The organism is Hamadaea tsunoensis DSM 44101, assembly GCF_000428945.1.
Taxonomy (GTDB): domain Bacteria; phylum Actinomycetota; class Actinomycetes; order Mycobacteriales; family Micromonosporaceae; genus Hamadaea; species Hamadaea tsunoensis.
Genome location: NZ_AUAX01000014.1, coordinates 170896 through 195023, shown reverse-complemented (window position 1 = coordinate 195023; position 24128 = coordinate 170896). Strand labels below are relative to the sequence as shown.

Below are 24128 nucleotides of genomic sequence, written 5' to 3'. Positions count from 1 at the left end.
CCCGGCAGGGCAACCGCGCGACGCCGCGTGCAGGCCGACACTGTGCGCAAGGGCGGCCGCCACCGGTGCTGGACAGTGGTCGTCGACGGCCCGGCTGCCGGGATGGACTGGTCGACGCTGCGCGACATGGTGTCGACGCCACGCAAGCGGCGTGGGCCGAGTTCGGCAGCCTCGTCGAGGGCCGGCTCACCCCCGCCCAGCAGCACCCCGACCATGCGATGGTCCTGACGGCGGGCCTGGCCGGGATGCACGACCTGGAACGGCCTACGGCATCGACGCCGACGACCTGGGCGACAGTTCCAGCATCGGCGCCGAGCCGAAAATCCGCGCGCCATCCGGAAACCGTGCAGCTGCTCGGCGAAGACGTGTGGATCGCGGTCGCCTTGCCCGGCCAGGCGCAGGGTTGCCCCACCGAGGGCGTCGACGTCATCGCCCAGTGGATGTCGGCGGCCGACGACACCGCGACCCGGACTGGGTACGCGAAGCCATCGCGTCCAACATCGGCAACGGTTTACCACCACCCGGGCGACGACCTCGAGGCGCTGCACTGATCGGCGGAACCGCCGCCCGCCCGCCCGCCCCGATGGACCGAAACCTAGACCGGCTCGGCCACCGGGTGCGCCACCGGCGCGCCGAGCCGACCGCTCGGGTGCCTCCAATGCAGGTAGCCAGGGCAAAGGCTATCGCGCCACCGCCGGGCGCGCCCGTCCGGCAGGCGTGCCGCGACAGTTACGGCCGCGGCGGCGGCGTGCTTCCGTGGAAGCACCCGATCGGAGTGCCAGCTCCGCCGACAGCCAGGAGCCCGGCAACTGGGTGGGCCCGGACATGACCACCCTGTCCGCTCTCGCACCGGCAGCGACCTTGGCTCCGTGGTGATGATCGTCCCGCTCGCGGCGATGTCAGCGCCTCCAGGCTGCTCAACCATACTGACCCGGCCGCATTCTCGGATGCATACACGTTGGCCGCTGCCCGACAGAGGCGTTCAGGACGGCAGCGTGTTGGCTCTTGAACAAAGCTTCGCCTTCCTCGCCCGAGACCGACACAAGTTCGACACGATATGCAACCGGGTGAAGTCGTCCTCGGACGAGGACCGACCGCTGCTCGTCGGCGGACGCCACGGCCTGCGCTCTGGCGACGGCAAGCCTTACCCGCCGGCCACCGCAACCGCAATTCCCAGCATCCGGAGACGCCCGGTGCTCACGGGTTTTATCGTCGGCAGCGCGGGTCTCGCAGACGCCAGCACGGTCCGCTCATGTGGATGGCGAAAGGGCGCGTTGTGTCCAGTCTTCAGGAGGTCATAGCGGCGCTGATCCCGGGCCGCCGTAGCAGGGCACTCCTCACGATCTCGCGACCGGGCATCAAGCAGGTGAGCCTTACGCCGGAGGTCGGGACGGGACCTGGAATACCAGCGGCAGATATCCCATCTAGTGAACGCCGCGCTGAGCCTCTGCGCCAGCCTGTTCGCGCCGGTGCCGTAGGCGGCGTGAGTGAGCCAGGCGAGGGCGACCTGTGCGCGCAGGCCGAGGGAATACCGCAGATTCCGAATATATACGCTCCGCCAGCTACGCATGCGAAGGCGTGGACGGCGCTGATCGAGCGCACGCCGGTCTTCGTCTACTTCTCGCAGATCTTCTCGGTCCGGCCGCGGATCCATCTGGCTAACCTGGCCCAGCGGCAGGCGACGAACGAGTTGGACCAGGAGTACGACTTCGGCAACCTGTGCCTTCTTGACCTGCTCGGCTTCAGCGCGAAAGAACTGTCCGACCTCGCGGCGCTGCCGGCGCCGGTCTTGCCGCCCAACCAGCATGACCAAAACGCGATGGCGGCGTACCGGACCCAGGTCGATCAGTGGCAGGCCCAGCTCGACGACCGGCACTACCGGCTCAACGCGGCCAGCGTCGCACTGACCAAGATGGTGCGGGAGGTGTGGAACGACGACCAGGTCACCCTCAACTTCGTTGCCGATGGCCAGTACCTCAAGGTCGTCGTGCAGGACGACCTCGGCGTCGAGGTGGAACTCGACCAGCGCAGCGACGGCTTCCGCTGGCTGGTCAGCTTCTTCGTCGTGTTCCGGGCGCAGGCCAAGGGCAAGCTCAATAATGCGATCCTGCTGCTGGACGAGCCGGGCTTGAGCCTGCACGCGCTCAAGCAGCAGCAGTTCCGCAAGACGGTCTCCATGCTCGCGAAGGACAACCAGATCATCTACACCACGCACTCGCCGTTCATGGTTGGCACCGACGAGTTGCACCTGGTGCGGGTGGTGGAGATGAAGGATCGTCAGACCGGTACCAAGGTCCACTCCACTCTGGTCGTCGACGACCCCCGGTCGATATACCCGCTGCAGGCCGCGCTTGGCTACGAACTCGCCCAGAGTCTGTTCGGGCAGAAGCGCAATCTGGTGTGTGAGGGCCTGACCGACATGTGGCTGCTCGAAGGCGTCGCCGGCGCGATGCGCGAGGCAGGCGTCACGACAATGCGCGACGACATCGCGGTCACCCCCGCCCAATCCGCGAGCAAGGTGGTCTATTACTGCGCGCTGCTGCGGGGGCAAAGGCTCAAAGTGGCGGCCCTGCTGGATTCCGACGCCGCCGGCGATCAGGCGGCGACGCAGGATGAGCTGGTCCGCCTGGTCAGGAGCAAGGAGATCCTGCGCACGAAGGACCACTACTCGGGCCCGGTCACCCGGACCGAAATCGAGGACCTACTGAGAGAAACCCTCGTCGGCATCGCAAAGACCGACCTCGGCTGGGACGTCACCGCGACGGCCGCAGCCCAGTCCGGACGGCCGATCGTGGACATCTTCACCGCCGAGATCACTGGCTTCTCCAAGTACAAGCTAGCCAAGGCGTTCCTCCGCTGGCTCGGCACACACGGTTGGTCGGACCTGACGACCACGGAGCAGACCGCCTGGGCATCGCTTACCTCGGCTGTGAACAAAGCCGTCGCGTAGCCCGACCGGGACTTGGTCCCCGGGCCTGGCGCTTCGTCAGGCCCGGGATAGAGCAACACTCCGACATTGGGCTAGGAACCCTTGAACAGCCCGAGGGCACACGCCCATACTGTCGGAGTGCGCAGCATCAGGTCTCGTCAGGCGGGTCGCAGACTCGCCCGTCCGGGGTCAGACCGACGGTGAGGATGAGCTGCCGTTCGGTGTCGTTCAGGCCAGTGATCTGCCAGCCATTGAGCGCCCTTAGAGCGAAGCCTTCGCCGCTAGCTGCCAAGCGCAGGAGTTCGGTGATATCGCCTTCCTCGCATAACAGCTCAACGTAGTGGCGGGCGCCACGGTTGCTAAACGTCGCCAACTCTCGCAGGCTTCGGCGATCGCCGCGTCGCTCGTAAAGTCTCGCTAGGCGGCGGCGTATATACGAATCGTTGGAGCGTACAGCCAATGCCCGCAACTCTTCGAGATCGTCCGCTTCAAGTAGGCGGTCCGCCCGGCCGCGGTCCGTGTTAGTGAGGCTGAGCCTCAGCGGCCGCGGGATAGACGGCTCGGCGTCCGAGGCCACCATGTCAACCGTCGTCGGTTGGGAAAGCGCCGCCTCAGTAGATGTGGCAGTGGTGAGCGGTGTCGGAGCCGCTTCGCGTGGTTCGGGAGCCGTGGAGCGTGGGGGTACCGACGATCGCGCGGGAGCCATCGACGCTGCCCGCTGCTCGATTGCCGCCGCCTCGCGCAGCAACAGTCGGTGCTGGGCCGTTGCTGCGAGCCGGAGGGCATGTTCGCGGCCTAAGTCCGCCGCGGCGAGCGCGGCCCAGGCTGCGGCGGGAAGCAGCTCGTGCCACCGCTCGCGGCGCGCATAGTCAAGCAGCGGATCGAACAGTCGGTAGCCGTCGTCGGGAGTTGTGGGAGGGGTCAAGGCCCGCAAGGCATCCTCTAGAGGCGTCGTCGCCTCGTCGAGCGCTCGCTGGTACCAGTCCCGGTCGTCCGGTGGGCGCGAGAGGTAGGGCGGTGTGCACTGTTCGAGCAGCGCGCCTGTCAGCGGCGGTCCGCCGGGTATACCGACACCCACACCGGCGAGGTCGATCACGGCATTGAGCAAAGCCGTGGTCTCACGGAAGCGGGGTGTGCGCCACAGACCGAGCGCCCACTTAGCGCCGGCGAGGACCTGGGGCGGGCTGTAGCCAGGCTGGGCCAATGCCGACATTAGCAGCGCATCCGGGCCGGCGAGCGTGCGAGCCAAGTCTTCCTCGCGGGCGGTCCAGCGTTCGGCGACGTGTACTGGTACGCCGGCGAGCTTCGCCAAGTCGCGCAGCGGGCGGCCCGGGCCGTCGAGCTCAGGCTGGCGCCACATGGTGGCGACCACGATGCGTTGGCCGGTCGCGGGCGCGTTAAGCGCAGCAATCGCTGCCGCCACGACGCCAGGAACGTCGTCAGACAGGTGGGCATTGTCGAGCCACAGAATGCAGTCGCCGACGGGGCTGTCACCCGCCGCAAGGCGCTCGCGCTGCCGATGATCGCGCACGTCAACCAGGAACCAGCCACTGAACGCCGCCGAGACCGCCTGCCAGGCCGAACGGGACTTGCCAGTGCAGGAGCGGCCGACTACCAAGACCACGCCGGAACCGCGGCGGCGGACCGCGTCCAGCGCCTCCGCGAGTTCCCGATCGTGGTCACGCGGGACGTAGGCCGGCACGGTCCGTGCCTGGGACCTTGCCTCAAGCCAAAGCGCCAGCGGGGACGTCGACGATGGCAGGTACGCGGCCGGATGCACGCCCATCTCTAGCGGTCCCAGCTCTCGCACCAAGGGCCAGGTCGACACGGTTGTGAGCAGGCGGGTGGGAGTCCGCCCCCGGGCCGGCGCGCCGGATCGCTTCGCCGTCCGGCTGGCCTCGGCGAGACTGCGCCAGTCCTGGAAGCGCGGTGGCTGGTACCCGGATTGGCGCTTCGCGATCGCCTGCAGGTACGCGACTAGGAACCTAACCACGTTGTCGTCGTCGGGGATCGCGCGACCGCCCAGCCAATCGCTGACCGACTGCGGCTTCAGACGAAGGGGGCGTGGCTGCTTGGCCGCCTGCCGGATCAACTCCGCCTGCGATGGGTGACCAGCGGCGTCATAAAGCCGCACAAGCTCCGCCTCGAATTGACCGGCGACGTTATCCGCACCGCTCACCGCTTCCTCCTTGCCGTACGGGTCCGGACCGGAGACCGGACCGGACCCGAATTTACCCACTTCTACCTCGGCGAACGTTCACCGTAACCGGCGGAGAACTCGTCGTGAACCTCCCCGCGGAGGACAAAGGAGCCACCAGCCGGCCGGCTCGGTTCCTGTCTCTTCGACCAACCGGAGCACGCAATGTCCAGCAACAGCGCAGACAAAACCCCGAGCACCCGCATGCAGGTCGTACTAGCCATCGTTCGCGGCATCGCCACCGGCATCACGCGGGCCGTCGCCGGCTGGATTCTCGGCGAACGATGATCCACAATGCGGCTAACGCCGCCGGCAAGTCCTACGACCTCCGACGCCTCCTCCGACGCGCACCATCTTGATCAACTACTGACCACCGCACACAGGAGCCAACCGCGTACCACCCCGTAACGACCCACGCAGGGTGGCGGCCGACCTCGAGTCGGTCAGAGGGTTGACCCCTCCGCCATGAATCGGTCCGGCTCCGCATCGAGCGCCGATCGGAAGGGCTAGGGCAGGTAGAGACCCATCGGAGACCGTCGCTGTGCGCTAGTCGCGCTGCCTGGACTCGCCGAGTCCAGGTGGTGAGGCTGGCGATGCCATCGGGGAAACCCAGCCGGACGAGAGCGGCATCAAGCCACCTGGGCTCGTCGGCACACAGCTGCCCGACCATGGCGTACTGGTCGGGCACGACCCGGGATGCGCGAAAGGTGGGGCGTCAGGTTCGCTGCCTGGCGCCCCACATGCGTATCGAGCGGACTTCCGGTCCGTGCGTTCCGGATTCTTCTGCGAATCCTGCGGCGGAGTCGCCGATGAGACGCCTCCAGCCACCACGGTGCTGCTCGCGAGCCTCCATGACACTGCTGTCATAGAGGCGAAGTTGTATGGCCACACCTCTTAGCTGTGACCTGGCTCAGCCAGCACTCGGCTGAGAGCGAGCAGGTTGCGCATGGAAGTCGCCCCCGGGGGGCTGGGCGGGACCGCCGGATCAACTCGATGTTCTTCGCCTGTGCGGGCGTTGTAGGTCCACTTCATAGGATCACCCTTCTGCCGCAGGCCGTCGGCGCCGCATATGCCCTTGATCATGGGAGGGGTAGTGGCATAGCGTGGTCGTCCTTCGCTCGCGGCCCGGGGGCGGCCGTTGTATGCCAGTGATCGGCCTTTGCCGTCGTGGCGCACGTGGGCAATGTGTTGGGGCAGCATCGGTTGGTCGATTGGCGTCCGACCGTGCATTCGGGGGTTGGTAGTGGACAGCAACGGCAGGAAGCAGAGATCACGATTCGACGACTTTCCATCCAGAGCAGTGAGTGCCTTGCTGCTGAGTGCTCGCCGTAAGACGACCGTGGCGGACTTCCCGGGGCTCCCCTCGTCCCACGGCCGGCGGAATGCGTGCCTGAGCCAGGAAGACGTGGCCGCTCTGGTAGGCGTGACACCGACGTGGTATGGCGGCCTTGAACGCGGCAATCTGTCGCGGGTCTACACCGACACGGTCCTCGACCGCGTCTCGACTGTGCTCCGGCTCAGCGACAACGAGCGCATGACGCTATTTCTGCTGGTCAAGCACCGCGCGACAAGCTCACGTTTGCGCCCCGGCGTGCTTGCCGGGGATCTGGAGCGTGCGTATGTCGGCTCTGACGTGTTGGTCGCGACGTTGGCGGCGTTCCCTTGGGCTGCGGTCATTACGGATCCCTACTGGCAGGTGGTGGCATCAAACCCGGCGTTCCAGCGGTGGTTTGCCTCCGCTGCTCGGTTCGACAACCTGATGCTGCTGATGCTGACGGACCCGAAGACCCGTGAACAGCTCGTGGAGTGGGAGGACGTGCACGCTCCGGCGCTCGTGGCCCAGCTGCGAGCCGCCCTCATTGAGCGTCCGGCCGACCGCGTCCTCCAGCAACTCGTCGAACAGGTTGTCGAGTCGAGCAGCTTCCTGCACGAGCTGTGGGACGCAGCGACGCGCTGCGAGTTCGTGGAAGACGGCGACCGGCGGCAGATCTGGATTCCCGGTGCGCCTGCGGCGACGACGGTGCAGGTTGTGGTCATGCGCTCGGCGGGGGCGCCGGCGTTGGTCGTTCGGGAGTATGTTCCGGTCGCGGGCTTCATACCCGATTCCGTCGCGTACGACGTGTGACGGTCGTTCCCGACAGCGTCCCGGTGTCACCTGCCAGCCGATGACGCCGGGGACCGGCTGGCAGGTGCATCCTGGTCTCGCGGATGACGCAGCCCTGGTTGACGATCAGTCGTTGAACTCTGCCTTCGCGGCGGCCCGAAGCCGTTGGGCGGTCCGCGGTGACACGGCAACACCGAGTCGGTTGGCCAGTAGAGCGGCGATCTCAGCGGCGGTGAGGTGGCCGGCGCCGGCGCCGTGGTCGGCGAGAACGGCATCGAGATCGGCGACGGTCGGGCGTACGCCGGGCGGCCGACCGGCGCCGCGCCGGGGGCGGTCGGGGAATTCCCAGGCGACCGCGCAATCGTGATCGGGATGGAGGTGCCAACCCGCGGCATCTATCGAGACAACGACAACTGCCGCTGCTGCCACGAATTCGCCCACGACAACCACGCCGACCTCTGCGCGTTCGCCGACCACCTCGACGACAACAGCGACCTCGATGAGTGACCGACACCGGCGGCCGCACCCACGGCCCCGCAGGACGACCTGAAATCACCGACCGACAGTGGAGCCCGCGACCGATCGGTCGCGGGCTCCACTGCGCCTTAACGCTCACCGGGAAAGCGCCCGGTGCCGCCAGCACCGTGCATCCCCACCCAAGTCTCCGCGACTACTCGATCAGCGGACACCTGCCATTCGCTGCACCACGCGATTTCGCACTCCCGTCGCTCGATCCCAGTTCGCCGACGGACGCGTGCACGCATCGCCGGCCGACGCGCCAACCTTGCGACTCGGCGGTGCACAACCTCGGCGCCAGTCTCCCGGCCGACCGAGGCGATAAGTGTCGGCAGATGCAGCCCGTCGACGCGTGCACGCACTCACCCTTTGCGAGCACGCACGACCTCATACGCCACATCGTCGGCGCCGACCCGTGCGCGCACTCAGCGCCACGCGTGCGCACACACGGTTCGGCACCGCCGGCCGCCGCATACACTCCGCATCTCCCGTGCGTGCACATTCGTCGACGCCGTCGGTCTGCGCACCCACGACCCGTCGCCCCACGCGTGCACGCGCAGTACTTACCCGTGCACGCACGACTACGTGACAACGCCACCGGAATCTTGCGCGCAAGATCGCTCACAGCCTCGCGCGTATCGGCATCCAGCCTCAGCTTCGCGGCAAGGCGGTGCCAGCCAGCGCCGCACCTCGACGACCCCGCCCGCGGCTCCAGTCCCGCCAGGCCCGCCGGTCGGCCGCACTACCTCCACCTATGTACGCCAGGCTCACCCGGCCAACGCTTCGCCGCCGGCCGGGTGAACAGCGCGGTAGACACCCCACATCCCTTCCACCAGCTCCGACCTCACCACGCCATCACTCACCCCCCCCCCCCCCCGCCTGCCGTTCCTCCTCCATCACCCACCCCCTTACATCCATGACCATCACCCTCAACCTGCCTCACGCCTAGGCATTCAAATGATGATGGCGGTTTTACGTGTGTACACTTACCTCGTTAACGTATGTACGTAAACCCCGAAGGCGCTGCTACCTGCGAGGAGGTGGCACAGATGCTCTCGATCGCGACCGGCTACAACCCGCGCTACCTCACCGGCGAGGTCGCCAACGGCGGCGAGAACTACTACACCCGCGAGGTCGGCCGCGGCGAGCCACCCGGCATCTGGCAAGGTCGCGGGACCGCACCCCTGGGCCTGATCGGACCGGTCGACGAGCAGGACATGGAAGGCGTCTACGTCCACTTCGTCGACCCGCGCGACCCCGCCTTCCGCGACGGCCGGCGCGGCTGGCGGCATGCCGCACGGCTGGGCCGACCGCCACGCAAGTACGCGACGGCCGAGGAACTGTTGGCTGAGGCGCTGGCCCGTGAGCCCGACGCAGAACCCGAGCGCGTCGAGGAGCTGAAGCGCGCATCCGAGCGGCGTGCACGCACGCCGGTGGCGTTCCTTGATCTCACGTTCGGCGTACCGAAGTCGTTTTCGATCTTGCACACTGCGCTACGTGCACAAGAGGTTCGTACACAAGAGGACCGTGCACATGCCGACGGCCGTGCACGCACTCCCGGCGACTGGACACGCAAGATCGAACTCTTGGAGCGTGCAATCTGGGCGGGCAACACCGCCGCGCTCGAATACCTGCAAGATCACGCCGGCTTCTCGCGTGCGGGATACCACGGTGCACGCACACCGACCGGCGGCTCGGTCGGGCGGTGGATCGACGCGCACGCGTGGGTCGTCGCGTCGTTCCTGCAACACACGAGCCGTGCAGAAGACATGCACCTGCACATCCACAACGCCGTCCTCAACCGCGTCGAGTGCGCAGACGGACGCTGGCGCACGCTCGACTCACGGGCCATCCATCGCATGCGCGGCGCCGCCGGTGCGATCGCCGAACGGGTGATGACCGAGCAAGCCATCAAAACCCTCGGCGTGCAGGTCCGCTGGTCCGAAGATGGCCACACCCTGGAGCTGGTCGGTGTGTCCGTACCGGCGCGGCGGCTGTTTTCCCGCCGCCGTCGCGACGTCACCACCGCGGTCAAAGATCTCGTTGCCCGGTTCGAGCAACGCCGGAGCCGGCCACCCAACGCTCTCGAACTATCGCAGCTTGCCCGCGAGGCGTCGAAGGCAACCCGAGCACCGAAGAAGCGCCACAAGGAAAGCCTGACCGACCGCCTGGACCGATGGGAGCGCCAACTGCGCTCGACTGTCGACGAGAGCCTGGCCCAGATCGCCGCCGAAGTGCCTGATCGGGTCGACGAGCTGCAACCCGACGCTTTTTCTCCGGCGGAGGTGATCGCCCAAGCGGTCGAGCAGGTGCAGGCCACCAAGGCGAGCTGGACCCGCTTCGACCTCATCCGCGCCCTAAACAGCCACCTACCCGCCTGCCTCGGTGGGCTCGGCGCGGTCCAAGTCGTCCGGCTGCTCGACGAACTCGCCGACAGAGCACTCAACCCCGACATGCCCGCGACCGACGATGTGGTCCTTCGGCTCAATGCCCCGGACCTGATCGAGGTACCCACCGAACTGCGCCTGAACGACGGCCGATCGGTGTTCGAGGCACCCGCCGAGACCGTGTACGCCACCCGCGGCCACATCGCCGCCGAGGAGAGCCTGGTACGGGCCGTCGCCCGACGGGCTGGCGCTCTCACGATCGCCCCGGCCGACGTCGACGCCGCGCTGGCCCGCCTTGCCGAGCAGGGCACCGAACTCGGCGCCGACCAGGCCACCGTCATCCGCGGCCTGCTCACCGCCACCGAACCGGTCGTCACCGTGGTCGGCCCGGCCGGGACCGGCAAGAGCTTCGTCATGGGCATGACCGCCCAGCTGTGGCAACACCACACAAGCCGGTCGGTGATCGGCCTGGCCACCGGGCAGCGCGCCGCCGCTGTGCTCGCCGAGGAAGGCTTCACCCGAACCGACAACGTCGACCGGTGGCTGCAACGCCAAGCCCGCCTCGACGCGGGCTCCACCAACAGCCCCGATCTGGCGGCCCGCCTACAGCCCGGCGACCTCGTCGTGCTCGACGAAGCCAGCATGTCGTCCACGAGCCAAGTCGCCGCCATCGTCGCCCGCTGCGCGCACGCCGGTGCTCGGCTCATCGTGGTCGGTGACGAACGCCAACTCGGCGCCGTCGGCGCCGGCGGCGCGTTCCGCCTCATGACCAACCACGGCCGAACCTTCACCCTCGACGAGGTACGCCGATTCGCCGCGCCGTGGGAACGGGCTGCATCACTACGCCTGCGCGACGCCGACCCGAACGTGCTGTCCGTCTACGAGCGCCACGGCCGCATCGTCGACGGTGGCAGCGCCGAGAACGCTGGCCGTCTCGCCGCCCGCGCGTGGCTCGCTGACACCCTCGGCGGCTACCAGTCGCTGCTCGTCGTCGGCACCGGCGAACAAGCCGCCGAGCTGTCCGCGCGGCTGCGCACCCAACTGGTCGATCTGGGCCGGGTCAGCGCCGACGGAGTCGAACTGCATCACCGTGACGCCGAAGACACCGTCGCTGGCGTCGGTGACATCATCCAGACCCGCCGCAATGACTGGCGCATCACCGATTCCTACGGCCGCGCCGTCATCAACCGCGACATGTGGCAGGTCACCAGCCTCCTCGACGACGGCGGGCTGCGCGTACGCCGGATCACCGGCCACCACAACGGCCAACGCGAACTCGGACCCGAACTCGATCTCCCCGCTGCCTACGTCGCCCACCACGTCACCCTCGGCTACGCGGTCACCGTGCACTCCGCCCAGGGCAGCACCGTGGACACCTGCTACCCCATCATCACCAGCCGCACCGACACCAACGCCTTCTACGTCGCCATGACCCGCGGCCGGGTGCGATCCGTCGCACACGTCGCCACGGACACGCTCACCGAACTCGCGCCGACCGGTCCAGAGCCCACCGACGCCGCACGCCGCAAGGACATGCGGCCGTCCGCCGGACAGATCCTTGCCGCCGTCGTGCAACGCGACCAGCCCGACCTCGCCGCAGTCGACCTGCGGGAACAACTCGCCGAAGCAGCCGGCTCGCTGCCCGTCCTCGGGTCACGTTGGGCCGAAGCCAACGCGCTGGCCGTGGAAGCCCGCTACTGGGCGATCGTCGACGACCTCACCGCCGACTCACACCTCGATCCCCGGCTCGCCACGCAACTGCTGGCCGATGAAGCGGTCACCTCATTGTGGCGGCTGGTACGCGGCGCCGAACTGGCCGGCCACGACCCGCGCCGCCTCCTCGACGACGCCGCCACCGAACGCGAACTGTGGACCGCCGAATCCGTGGCCAAGGTGCTCCACCACCGCATCACGGCCCGGCACGGCGACCGGCTACTCCCGACCGGCGACACCTGGACGGCGCGAACCCCTACCGCCCGCGACCCGATCAGCCAGTACGCCGTCGCAGTCGCCGCCGCGATGGACGCCCGTTGCACCCTGCTCGGCGGCGAAGCCGCAGCCCGACCCCCGACATGGTCCACACGACTCGGCCCCATCCCCGACAACGAACACGGCCGCCGGGAGTGGATCCGCCGCGCCGGTGTCATCGCCGGATTCCGCGAGCAGTACCAGATCACCGATGACACCGACCCGATCGGCGGCTGCCCCAAGCCCGGACTACCCGAAGCACGCGCGGCATGGTTCGCCGCCTGGCGCGCTCTCGGCGAACCGAACGACCTGGCAGCCGAAACGACAATGACCGTGCCGGCGCTGGTCGCCGCTGTCGAGACCTACACCCGCCAGCAAGAGTGGGCGCCCGCGTGGGTCGCCGATGGCCTTCGCGACCAGTCCGGCCTGGCCCGATGGCACGAACAAGAAGCTCACCTCAAACGAGCCGAAGCCGCGATCAACGGTGAGGAGCATCAGCGGCGGCAGTTGTACGCCCAGGCAGACGAGCACCTGCGTACCGCCAACCAACTCTTCGCAACCACTCGCGACCTGACGCTGATCGACGAGGCCCGCGCCGCCTGGCACGCCCATACTGACCACCATCGGCAGGCCGCGAAACGCGCAGTCATCGAACTGCGACGACGGGGACTGGATACAAACGGTCAGCGCGCAGCTTCCTCCAGCGCTTCGACGGCTTCTGCTCGGCCGACTCCCGACGGTCGCGCTGCGATTGCGTACCCCACCGACCTTGGCGCCGCGCTGGCGAAAGCACGGGTAGCCGACCGCCGCGTCGCCCGTGAAACCGCGAATGGCCACGGCGTCGAACACACACAGACGAGCTATGAAGGCACCTCGTGAGAACTCCACCTCACTGCAGCGACAGTCGGCTCGGCGAGCCCAATGGCATGCGAGCACGTCCGATGCCGAACCACCCCAGGAGGGAGAGGGAACCACAAGTTCAGCGATTCCTGGGCGTCGAAGGAGCCGGATGGAGAGCGGCGGGCCAGGGAGGCCGTACCTCCGAGAACCGGAGATCATCCAGGTCAGACACAATGAACATCATGACCGACGAGGTTCTGACTCCGACTGAGCTGGCCATCTTGGAATCCATGCATGACGCCCGAGGCGCGGTTGTGTTCAGCGACTTGCCGCTCGTGCGGGCTCTGGACGACCACGAGCGAGAGCGCATTGGCAATCTGTTCTCGCCGTTGGTGACCGAGATTGGTCAGCGGTCTGGCGACGGCATTCTGGGGCTCGCAAAGATCAATTCTCGTGGGCAAAACTATGTCAACAAGGCTCGCCAGGAACGCGACAGTCCAATCGCGCGGGCGACCGCATGCCGGGCGGCGTTGCTGGCATGGGTACCCAGCGCAGAGCATGATGGCGGCGTCGAGCACGTGAGTGCCTTTCTCGGCCATTCCTCCGCACATTTGCACGGTTTGGCGTTCACCATGGCGGAGATCAATGAGGCGGCCGACTACCTGGCCGAAGAGCGCCTGGTGATCGCGCAGCGAGGACTGGCCGGCATGAGTCTGCGGCTACATCACCTGGGTCGGCGGGTGTTGGAGAACTGGAATGGTGACATCGTCGCCTGGCAGCGCCATGGGCAGCGCGACGGCGGAGGCGGTGACACCTACCGGTTCGACTTCGGCCCGGGAGCAACGATCGGTGCGGTGATCGGGCGGGATAACTCGGGAACGGTCAACGCAACGGTGGGTATCAGCCACGGGCTCAACGGGCAGGAAATCGCTGCTTGGCTGGCGTCCGTTCACGCGATCCTGCCGACCGTTGGTATCGAGTCCGACCGGCTAGCTCGGATCGAGCAGGCTGTATCGGAGTTGCACGGCGAGCTCGACGCGCCCGCGCCACGAGAGGGGATTCTTCGGCGGCTCGGTCAGACTGTGCTTGACGAGCTGGCAAAGGGCGCTGCATCGCTGGCGTTGCCGCATCTCGCGCCGATCGTCGCCGGGTTGATCGAGGCAGGCAAGCAGCTGTTCTAGGGTCGCTGATCGACGATATGCGGCTGATTCATTTCCCGCGTCGGTACGCGATTGCCGGCATTGCGGGGTCGGGCTTCACCTGGGACACGTGGGCTGTGTCGCCGCCCGGACCAACTGCCTAAACTGTAAACCGCCTAGCGATCGATCGAGATCGGTGGTTCATCGTCCAGACCACGTAGCCACATCAAGGCATTCTGCACGCCGGCGGCGAAACGCTGATCGACCGGCGGGTCGCCGACCGGGCCGTAGATCGCGTCGTCTGCCAGGCGGTCCTCTCGACGCAGCGCCTCAACCGTCGCTGGTCCATCGGCCCGACTGACCGGCCCGTATGGAAGCCGGCCCAACACCCAGGCGTACGCGGCGATAGCGCCTTTGACGAACTGAGGGTTGTCCGACCGCGGAAGCCACGCCACAGCGGAGGCAGCTGCCTGCTCGATCACGTCCGGCGAAATCACGACGGCTTTGCGCAGGTCCACCACTTCTCCAGTCTAAGGTGCCGGGGCGACATCTGGCCTTGCGGCATCGGGCTCAGCCGAGCTGTCGCGCATCGTCGTGCTCAAGATCAGGCCGGCCGGGAGAAGGCGACGCGCTTCGCTGGTGCGGCAGGTTCAACGCCGTACCGACCGACTGCGGGTACGCCACCGCGGCTGGCGAACTTGATCCAGCCGGTGCAAGGCCGTGGGCTTCGTTGAGGACCGCCCGCAGCTGCTGACGAATATCGCTCGTGATGCCATTCATCGGGTCGGCAGCTAGGGCTTCGGCGACCTGGGCGAAGTCGATTCCCGCGGCTGCGAGGGCCGCCAGGCCCCGGCGGGCGGCTGCTTCGTCGTCAAGTCCCACCTCCGGCGTGGTGAGACACCACCCGGTAGCGGCCTCTCGCAGTTCCCAGTACGGGATGCTCATCTTCGAGGTTTGCCGAGCGAAGAACCGGCCGTCGTCGCTGATGATGAGGTCCTGCCGGGCGAGGCTTCGCAGCTGCTCAGGTTGCGGCAGGAGAGGTGGGTAGTGTTCGGCCGCGTCTGCTCTGCGCCGCAGCGCGGCCTTCACCTGCAGCGTCGTCTTCAGCCGCGTCTGCGCGTCGTTCGCCGGCGTCGGCGGGGAGGCGGTTACCGTCGCGGCGGCCTCGGCCTGCTCGTCGATTGCGGTAACGGCAGGTTCGATCGCAGGCGGGTCCGGTCGGTGGCTGCGATGGTCTTCCACGTGCGTCGGGCGGCCCGCCTTCTCGATGGCAGCGAGTAGGCGCACCAGGCCGGCTCGTTTTGTTTCTGGCCGTAGGTGACGTTGGAAGCCCCACGCACCCTTCGACGGGAACCACGTCAGGTGGCTGCGTCGCAGGATCGCGCGCAAGGCCAGGTCGTCTTTCTCGGCACTGTGCACCCAGACCTGCGCGTCGTCGATGACGAGGCGAAGTTGTCCCTGCCGGCTCGGAGATGTCGCGGGTGCTGGATCGAGCGTCGCGGCGAGGCGCCGGGCGTTAAGGACGTACGGGGCAGGGCCGGTGGCGCTGCGGTTGAGGTCATCTCCCGCGGCGACGTGTGCCAGGTCGGCGAGGATCGCGACGCGGTGCCGCTCGTGCAGACCAGCGAAGGCGTCCGCGGTCAGGCCCGAGTATCTGCGGATGCGTTCGCCAGGGTCGTTGCCGAACGCCAGACCCGACGCGGTCACAGCCAGGACCTGCGCTTGCTGGACGTACGGCGGATCGGAGAATCCTTCCAGCGCGTGTTGGGCGGCCGACCGCTGTGCTGGGGTTCCGGTGTCACCGATCCGGTCCAGCTCGCGTCGGGCCGCGGCCTTGTCGTCGTCGCTGAGCCGCTGATAGCGCTGGCCGAGTCGGGCGTACGCCCACAGCTTGTCGTCGTCGCTCGCGCCGGGGGCGCGTACCTTGTCCAGCACCTCGGCGACGACGGTGGCGTCGTAGTCGCCGACCGACGCACGCTGCTCCGCTGCGGGCGCGGGCGGCGCCGCATTCGTTGGGCCCGCCGATGGCACAGCCGTTGCCGCCGCCGGGACGGCGGCTACATTTTCAGAGTTAACCGCCCGCAGGACTTCAGCCTGCACCGCGATCACCTGGGAGCGCAGACCATCCTCGATCGCATATGGCGGGGTGGCGAACATTCGTGCGGCGGCCGTGAAGTCCACCGACGATCCGGCGAGCACCTGCAGGGCCCGCTCCGCGGCTTGGGGCGAGCCGATGTGCAGCCTGGGGTTGGACACCGCAACGCCGGTCGTCGCCTCGTACAGTTTCCAGCGGTCCGGTTCGGCCGGCACGGGCGTGGCGAAGAACCGGCCGTCGTCGCTGACGAGCATCCGGCTGGTGTCTCCCACGAGTGCCCGTGCCTGCTCGACATCGAGAAGGCGGGATCCTTCCGGCCGGGGTTGTGCGGCTGCGGCGAGAAGTTCCCGGCGGATGCGCTGTGCGTGGGTCAGCTGGGCGCTCGATGTGGTGGCCCTCGCCGCGGCCCGCGCCGCGGCAAGCCCGTCGTCGAGCGTGGCCAGATCCGTGGGAACTTTCCCCTCGGCGGGCGGTTTGCTCGCGATCGGCGCTGCCGTTGCACCGACCGGCCCGTCCACTGCTGCGGCCGCAGGATTCGTCGGGTCGGGTGGCGGCGTGGCGGCCTGGCGGGCCATCTCTTCCAGAATCCGGTTGAGTTCTTCCCGGGCGGTGCGCAGGTCGTCGGCGTAGCGGAACGGTTGAGCGTGTTGAATCCGTGCGGCAGCCGCCTCCTGTAGCTGCCGGTCGATCAGCGCGAGGGTTCGGCCGTGATCGCGGTCGAGCGCCGCGAGCCGGTTCTCCAGCCGTTGCACGAGTCCGACCGCCCCTGCGGCCGACAGGTCGGACAGCTGGAGGATCACGCTCGCTGCGACGAATCCTCGGGGGCTGCTGGCGATCGCCGTGGCGTCTGGAACGTCGGGGAAATCGAGGACGGCGTTAGGCCCCTTCACGTCGCGGCCCATCACCGCAGTGATCGTGAACCCGCCCAGCCGCGCTACCACACGCGGCTGCCCGGCGTACGGCAGGCTGATCAACAGGTCTGCCAGCGCCCGGCCGGCTTCGGCCCGCTGAGTAATATGGCGCTCGCCCACCGACATCGCGAACGTGTCACCGCCGGTGGGCGTGCGCGCCGCCTGAACCGGCTCCAGTAGGCGCAGAGCTTCGCGGGCACGCTCGACGGTGGTGTCGGCGTCGACGATGCGACGGTCGAGGCTGCGCTGACCGTTGTGGTGCGCCCGCTCCAGCCGTTGCAGCCGATGCACCTCTGCCTCGACGCGAGCCTTGTCCAGCAACAGCGGGTTGCCAGTGGCGATGGCGAGGATTTCGTTGTAGGACAGGCTGGTTTCGCCGATGTCTTCGATCTCGCGGACGTCGAGCCGCCCGCGCATCAGCTGGCTGATGAACCGCTGCTTGCGGGCGACGGTCTGCCACATGTAGGCGTCGTACGAGCCCTCGGTGACGTAGCGGAAGATGCGGACCTCGGGGTTGAGGTTGCCTTGGCGCAGGATGCGTCCGTCGCGCTGTTGCACTTCGGCGGGCTTCCACGGGCAGTCCAGGTGGTGCAACGCGATCGCGCGCGCCTGGACGTTGGTCCCGACGCCCATCTTCTCGGTCGAACCGATCAGGACCGCGACCCGCCCGTCGCGGCACGCTGAGAACAACTCCGCCTTGGCCACGTCGGTCTTCGCCTCGTGGATGAACCGGATCTGTTCGCGCGGCATGCCCCGCTCGACGAGGAGCCGGCGTAGTTCGTCGTATGCGGAAAACGCCCCACCGGGCGTACCGAGATCGCTGAAGACGATCTGGAACGCGCCACGTCGTGGATGGTCGCCGCCACCCGGCGCCGGATACACGTTGTCGCGGTTCTCCAGCCAGATCGCGGCAATGTTGTCGGCCGCCTTGTCGATCTTCTGCGGCTCCATCGGGGTGAAGTCCGGGTAGACCATGCGGATGTCCAGCGCGGCCTTCCGGCCGTCGCTGGAGATCTTGAGCATGTTGTCTTCCTCGGGTTCGACGGCCCGGTCCCGGACGGCCTTGGCCCGATCCGCCAAGCTGTCCATGTGGGCTACCTGCGCCGGGATCGACGGCACCGGGACGATCTCGACCTGGCGCTCGCCGTCACCGGACCGCGGTGCGAGCAGCGGCACTGGCAGATTGAGGTCTTCCGCGGTCTTGACGTCGGCCGCCATCCAGAACATACGCAACAGTTCCGGGGTGTTCTTGAACTTCGCGAACCGCGACGTCTGCCGGAACCCAGTGCCTTCGGGCGAGACCTCGATCGAGGTGATGACCTCGCCGAAAGTTGCCGCCCACGCGTCAAACCCGTCGATGCCCGCATCGGTGAGAAGGTGCGGCAGCAGGTAGCGCTGTAGGACGTAGCTTTCGGTCACACTGTTGGCGATCGGTGTCGCGGTCGCGAACGTGACCACCCGCCTGCCGTGGGTGGCACGAAGCCATTCGACTTTCATGTGCAGGTCGGAGGCGCGCTGACTGCCGTCGATGGCGGCGCCGGGGATGTTGGAGATCGTGCGCAGGTTCTTGTACCCGTGGGCTTCGTCGGCCATCACGTAATCGATGCCGAGCTGCTCGAAAATCAGACCGTCGTCTTTGACCGCGTCGAGCTTCTTGGTCAGCCGTTCCTCGGCTTGCAGACGCATCCGCTCGGCCTTCTTCACGAACGACCGGTTGGCGTCCTTTTCGGCCTTCAGCCGCTCCAGCATCTCGTCGAGGGACTTGAGTTCGGCGCTCATGTACTCGGCCTGATAGTCGCGGCTCATCGGGATCCGCTCGAACGCCGAACGGGACATGACAACCGCGTCCCAGTCGCCGGTCGCCGCCCGGGCCACGAACAGACGGCGCCGCTGTGCGGTGGACAGGTCCTCGCGGCCGACGAGGAGGATCTTGGCCTGCGGGTACGCCTGGAGCCATTCCCGCCCGAATTGGTCGATCATGTGGTTCGGGATGACGACCACCGGCTTGGTGACCAGCCCGAGTCGGCGCAGCTCCATCGCCCCGACGACCATTTCCAGCGTTTTGCCCGCGCCGACCTCATGCGCGAGCAGCACGGCCGGCTCGTGGATGATCCGGGCGACCGCGGCGAGCTGGTGCGGGCGCAGGGTGTAACTCAACGCCAGGCCGGGCAGGGTCAGCTGCGGGTTGTCGTAGTTGCGCAAGACGAGGTTGTTGAACGCGTCGTTGTAGATGCGCTGCAGCACGGCGGCCCGCTCGGGGTCTTCCCAGACCCATTCGCCGAACCGCTCGTTGATCAGCGTTGCTTTCTCCCGCGCGGCGGCGGTCGCTTCGATGTTGACCACGTACTTGGGCGCGTCGTGGGTGCCGATGTTGTCCTTGACGACGACGGGCCGCTGTTCGAGCAGCGCTGTTGCGATCTTGATCGCGGGGATGCGGTCGGTTCCCCAGACCTCGCGGGACTTGACCCCGCCGCGCAGGCCGCCTTCTACCAGCCAGGTGGTGCCGATCGGGTTGCGGACCTGCACGCTGTCGTCGTCGATCAGCTCGCGTAGGAACTGCTGGACGTAGGTGTCGGCGATCCAGACCGCGCCGAGCGCGGCGTGGATGTCGGCCGGCTGGAGTTCGTCGGGGATGACGCCTTCCAGGGCGGCGACGTTGACGTCCAGCTGCGGGTCGTCTTCGGCGGCGGTGCGGGCGGCGGCGAGTTTCACCCGGACGTTGCCCGACAGGTACTCGGCGGCGGGAACCAGCCGGCCTTGTTCGGGATCGTGGTACACCAACTCGCCAAGTTGGGCACGTGCGTCGTCGGTGTCGACGCCGAGCAGGTCGGCGATCGCGTCGAGGTCGACGCGGGCGTGGCGGTCCATGACGATGGCGAGGGCGTCTTCGGGGCTGTCGGCGCCCAGCCGGGGCGTACGCGCGACGATGACCCGCTGCGTGAACAGGTCCACCTTGGTCGCGGTCTGCGACTCGGCGTCGAAGTTTTCGAGGGCGTAGACGGCGGCGCTGTAGGTGTCTTCGCGGAAGCGGCCCTGCGGCGGGCGTACGCGGGCGGTCTTGTCCTCGCCGGTCTGCGGGTCGACGCGGCCGGTGCGCCGGGTGGTGAACCGGTTGATCGGCCCGTACCGGGTGACGTAGGCGTCGTAACGCCGGTTGAGCTGCTGACGCAGCTGGTCGATTTCGTCGGTGTCGTCGAGGGTGGCGGCCTCGGCGTTGAGCAGCGTCATGGTGGTGTCGCGCAGACCGAGGAGCGCACGCAGTTCGGCGGCCTGGCTGTCGGGCACCTCGTGGGCGAGGGTGACGCCGTTGGTGACGACGGTGAAGGCGCCGTCCGCGGTGGCTTCGATGAACCCTTCTGCGCGTCCGGCGGACCGGCCGACCAGCGCCACCGGCGCGGCGGCGGGCTCGACGTCCGAAGGAGCGAACACGAGTCCTTTGGCCTGGGCTTCGATGACGATGTCCGCCAACGCGGTACGCAGGGGCGCCACGAGGTCGTCGCCGACGGGGCCGCGGACGGACAGCTCCCCGGTCCGGTAGAGGGTGGAACCGTCGGTGACCAGCTCGCCGAGGACGCGGTGGGGGTGGGCCAGGAAGTATTCGTTGACCCGCACGGTGTGCTCGCCGATCGTGAGCGCTTCGGTCCGCTCCCAGGCGAGGGGGTCGGGTTCGCGGTCGGCTTCGCGGCGACGAAACAGCAGCACGTCGGTCAGCGCCTCGGTACCGGCGGCTTCGGAGTGGGCCTGCGACGGTAGCCGGACAGCGCCGACGAGGTCGGCCATCTGTGCCAGCTCCCGGCGTACTGCCGGACCGGCGGCGTCCATGGTGTACGCCGAGACGACCATGGCCATCAGCCCGCCTGGCCGGGTCAGATCGAGGGCTTTGAGCATGAAGTGGTTGTGGATGCTGTGTCCGTGCGGGTTGTGCCGCGGGTCGTGCAGGACGATCTTGCCGAACGGGACGTTGCCGATGGTGAGGTCGAAGGTTCCGCGCGGCGCACGGGTGTCGGCGAAGGATTCGTTGAGGATCTGCGCGTTCGGGTAGAGCAGCTGGGAGATCCGGGCGGTCTGCGGTTCCAGCTCGACACCGGTCATCTGTGCGCCGGGCGGGGCGAAGCCGATGTAGTTGCCGGAGCCGGAGCCCGGTTCGAGGACTTGGCCGCCGGTGAACCCGAGTGCGGTGACGGCGGCCCAGACCTCCCCGACGATGCGAGCGTCGGTGTAGTGCGCGTTGAGGGTGTTGCGGGCGGCGGCCGCGCGTTCGTCGTCGGTCAGCAGCTCGGCGAGTTCGTCGCGGGCCCACGCCCACTGTTGGCTGTCGGGGTCGAACACCTGCGGGATGGAGCCCCAGCCGGCCCAGCGGGCCAGCACGCGCTGCTCGTCCGGCGTCGCCGCACGTGCGGTGCTGTCAATCTCGGCCATCAGCCGCAGCGCTGCGATGTTCGCCCGGACCCGTTGCAACGGCGTGGCCGGGGCGAGGTCGCGTTGCGTCGCGGGCTGGAACACCATCGGCAGCGGTGCGGTGCCCGGATCGGTTCGCCGGGCGTCGGCTTCGGCGACGGCGGCCTGGGCTTGTTCGTCCCAGGTCCGCCCGCCGAACCGGAACTGCGGAGCGAGCTGCTTTCCACGCGCCAGGTTCGTCAGGGCGCCGTCGAGGTCGCCGGCCCGCAAGCGCTGAAATGCGCCTACTGCGAGCCCTTCCACGGCCCGAAGGTCAGCGGTCAGCGGATCGTCGGGTTCGACCTCGGGTACGAAGCCGTCACCGTCGGCCGGCCCGTAGACCGCCATCGGCCCATGAATGCTGTCGCGCTGGTATTGGAGCACGTACGCGGCCCCCATGACCTCCGACAAGGCGACCGTGTCCAGCACGCCGCCGTAAATGACCAGCGCGGTCGGGTCGGAGCGGACATGAGGGGGCCCGTCGCCGAGGGGCTGCACCATCGCGGTGATGCGGCGCCGTTCGGCCGGATGGATCTCGCGCGTGAGATGGAACGGGTTGGCCGCCCGGGTCTTGTTGGCGAAGCGCTTGGGCGTGGCGCGTCTGGCCCGCGCGGCGGCGAGCATTTCGGCGTGCACCGCGGCCACCGATGGCAGGAGCACCGTCGGTGAGTCGTCGGCCGACGCGGCTGTGGCCTGCCTCGAATCGACATCCCGATCCGGGCCGGTGGCCCCGATGTGCGAGTTCGGCGAATCCCGGTCGGACGGAGCCCTACCTGATCCGGTGGCGTCCGCGTCGGAGCGCGGGGCGCCGTTCTGGACGTCGACCAGCGCCTGCACCTCTGCCTCAGCAACGCTCATGCCTGTGCTGCGCAGCTCGGCGACCCGCCGGGTGAACGCCTGTACTCCATCCGGGCCGAGCAAAGCCGCCCGGCGTGTGGAGATGCGTTGCTCCACCTGCGTGTCCCAGGCAGTGATGTCGTCGAACGTGACCGCATCGTGGTCGAGCAGCTGGGCGAAGACTTTCTCGCGGGTCGTCCGTCCATACAGCAGGTCGTCCACGGCTGTGTCGATGTCGAGCGTCGGGGGCGGTGCCGGTCGGTAGAACGCGACCTGCGCGCTGAACAGTCGCTGGTCCATGTGCCAGCCCTGCCGGGCGCGCAGTTCCGCGCCTTCGGTGACGGCCGCGTGCAGCTCGGCGACCCGTTCATCGGTGATGCCGGGACCGATCCGGTTCCACAACTGCTGCCAGGTGATCAGCCCCGATCGGGTCACCTCGGGGTGCAAACGGTCGCCGTCGACCTGATGGTGGATGCCCGCCTCGTCGGCCAGCGCCCAGGCGAAGTCGCGGGCGTTGCACGCCTCGATCAGTTGCGCCCGCAGCTGCGGGTCGGTGGCGGGGTTGCGGTTGGCGTCGACGAGGATGAGCAGCGCGTCCAGCTCGAATGCGGTCCGCATCGTCATGTCCGCCTGCGCCGGGTCGACCCGGCGGGCCGGGCGGCGGCGCGCAGCAGACGGCCGGGAAACCGACGCATCCCCAGCAGCCGCCACATCCAGCAGGAGCTGCGTACCGGCATCCGCTGGAGATATCGGCTCGCCCCGTACGGCCGCGCCGTCGGACACCTCCGCCGCGAGAGCGCCCTCCTGGGGCGTCGGCTGCCGTTGGAGGGCTCCCCACGACTCCGACCACAGTGTCCCGGCGTCGGTCAGCCCGGTCAGTTCTGTCCGGCCGAGGTACCCGTGGACGGTGCCTGCGAATGGCTCTTGCCCGTGCCGGGCGTACCCGGGACGCAGCATGATCCGATCGCCGGCCTGATAGGGGCTGCGCTCGGGCACGCGGCTGCCGATACGACCGTCGGTGAACCCGCTCATCGCGTCGTTGAACGCCCGCACGTCCGCGGCCCGGTCGTCCATCCCGGCCTCGCGCAACTGCTCGGCCCGTTCTGTGAAACCCGGCAGCCGGCGGGGTCCCAACAACTGCCGCCGCCGCTGGTCGACCTGCGCGTCGAGATCGCCCTGCCAGGCATCTACCTCATCGGCGTCGCTGCTGGCAACGCTGGTCAGAGCCCGCAATGCCTCCGCCGGGTCGAGGCGCCCGTACGCTAGATCGTCCAGTACCGCCCGCTCGTCGACGACTTCCCCGCCGACCGGTGCGGCAGTGTCTACTCCAGACGGCCGCTGTCGCGTTCGGCTTGCCACCACGGGTCCGAGGGATCCTCGACCAGCGGCGTCCAGCTCTGCTCCTGAGCCGGCTGGGAGCTGTCGCTCTCGTCGGTCTCCTCCGTCAGGTACACCCGCTGCGCCAGCACGATCTCCTCCGCCCGCGACGTCGACGTCCGCTGGTTGCCGAGATTCGCCAGGAACGTCCCACTCGACGGCTCCTGCGCCGCCAGTTCCGCCGCTAGGTCCGCGATTTCGGTCGAGACCTGCGCTCCCAGCTCCGTGAAGAACCTCTGCGGGTCCTCGATCTGGGAGAACCGGTTCGGGAACTCCTCGCGCCAATGCTTCATCGCCAACGCCCCGTAGCGGTTCATCAAGACCCTCCCCGTCTGTCCACGTTGTCTCTGCACCCCAGAGCGACAGCTGTTCAAAATCCCTGTTCCTCGGC

The 24128-nt window shown here is 68.2% G+C and carries 11 protein-coding genes; 7 read left to right on the top strand and 4 right to left on the bottom strand.

The annotated features are described in order from the left end of the window. The first annotated feature begins 65 nt into the window (after window positions 1–65). The gene (locus G401_RS55975) at window positions 66–551 is read left to right on the top strand and encodes a hypothetical protein (RefSeq protein WP_157545949.1); all 486 of its coding nucleotides are present in this window, start codon (window positions 66–68) and stop codon (window positions 549–551) included. 932 nt (window positions 552–1483) lie between these two features. After that, window positions 1484–2950: an ATP-dependent nuclease gene (locus tag G401_RS47060; protein WP_169734219.1), complete on the top strand. Its 1467-nt coding sequence runs from the start codon at window positions 1484–1486 to the stop codon at window positions 2948–2950. Between the two features lie 127 nt (window positions 2951–3077). Here G401_RS47060 and G401_RS0120245 read toward each other — a convergent pair whose 3' ends face one another. Next, entirely contained in the window at window positions 3078–5108 is a 2031-nt protein-coding gene (locus G401_RS0120245) for a hypothetical protein (RefSeq protein ID WP_027343939.1), read from the bottom strand. A gap of 1423 nt (window positions 5109–6531) precedes the next feature. Between G401_RS0120245 and G401_RS0120235 the strand changes: the two genes are divergently transcribed. From G401_RS0120235 to G401_RS0120220, 4 genes are all read left to right on the top strand, one after another. Continuing rightward, window positions 6532–7251 (top strand): MmyB family transcriptional regulator, encoded by a 720-nt coding sequence (locus G401_RS0120235; protein ID WP_211240786.1) that lies wholly within the window; start codon window positions 6532–6534, stop codon window positions 7249–7251. Between the two features lie 216 nt (window positions 7252–7467). Further along, complete coding sequence (locus G401_RS0120230) at window positions 7468–7737, top strand: hypothetical protein (RefSeq protein WP_027343937.1); 270 nt, start codon at window positions 7468–7470, stop codon at window positions 7735–7737. Window positions 7738–8795: 1058 nt separating this feature from the next. Next, entirely contained in the window at window positions 8796–12980 is a 4185-nt protein-coding gene (gene mobF, locus G401_RS47055; RefSeq protein WP_051366897.1) for a MobF family relaxase, read from the top strand. A 203-nt stretch (window positions 12981–13183) separates the two neighbouring features. After that, window positions 13184–14122, top strand: a complete 939-nt coding sequence (locus G401_RS0120220) for a hypothetical protein (RefSeq protein ID WP_027343936.1) — start codon at window positions 13184–13186, stop codon at window positions 14120–14122. A 134-nt stretch (window positions 14123–14256) separates the two neighbouring features. Here G401_RS0120220 and G401_RS0120215 read toward each other — a convergent pair whose 3' ends face one another. Continuing rightward, window positions 14257–14601, bottom strand: coding sequence for a hypothetical protein (locus G401_RS0120215; RefSeq protein ID WP_157545946.1), 345 nt, complete (start codon window positions 14599–14601; stop codon window positions 14257–14259). 49 nt (window positions 14602–14650) lie between these two features. After that, window positions 14651–22582: a hypothetical protein gene (locus tag G401_RS52995; protein ID WP_157545943.1), complete on the bottom strand. Its 7932-nt coding sequence runs from the start codon at window positions 22580–22582 to the stop codon at window positions 14651–14653. Between G401_RS52995 and G401_RS55970 the strand changes: the two genes are divergently transcribed. Continuing rightward, the gene (locus G401_RS55970; RefSeq protein WP_157545940.1) at window positions 22520–23626 is read left to right on the top strand and encodes a hypothetical protein; all 1107 of its coding nucleotides are present in this window, start codon (window positions 22520–22522) and stop codon (window positions 23624–23626) included. The genes G401_RS52995 and G401_RS55970 overlap by 63 nt on opposite strands. 56 nt (window positions 23627–23682) lie before the next feature. Here the strand turns inward: G401_RS55970 and G401_RS47045 are convergent, their stop codons facing one another. Beyond that, on the bottom strand, window positions 23683–24054 hold the full coding sequence (locus G401_RS47045) for a hypothetical protein (protein WP_157545937.1): 372 nt from the start codon (window positions 24052–24054) through the stop codon (window positions 23683–23685). Window positions 24055–24128: the final 74 nt, after the last annotated feature.

Coding starts and splice junctions, on each gene's coding strand:
- G401_RS0120220 (WP_027343936.1), top strand. CDS start 13,184: ATGACCGACGAGGTTCTGACTCCGACTGAGCTGGCCATCTTGGAATCC.
- G401_RS47045 (WP_157545937.1), bottom strand. CDS start 24,054: ATGAACCGCTACGGGGCGTTGGCGATGAAGCATTGGCGCGAGGAGTTC.
- mobF (WP_051366897.1), top strand. CDS start 8,796: ATGCTCTCGATCGCGACCGGCTACAACCCGCGCTACCTCACCGGCGAG.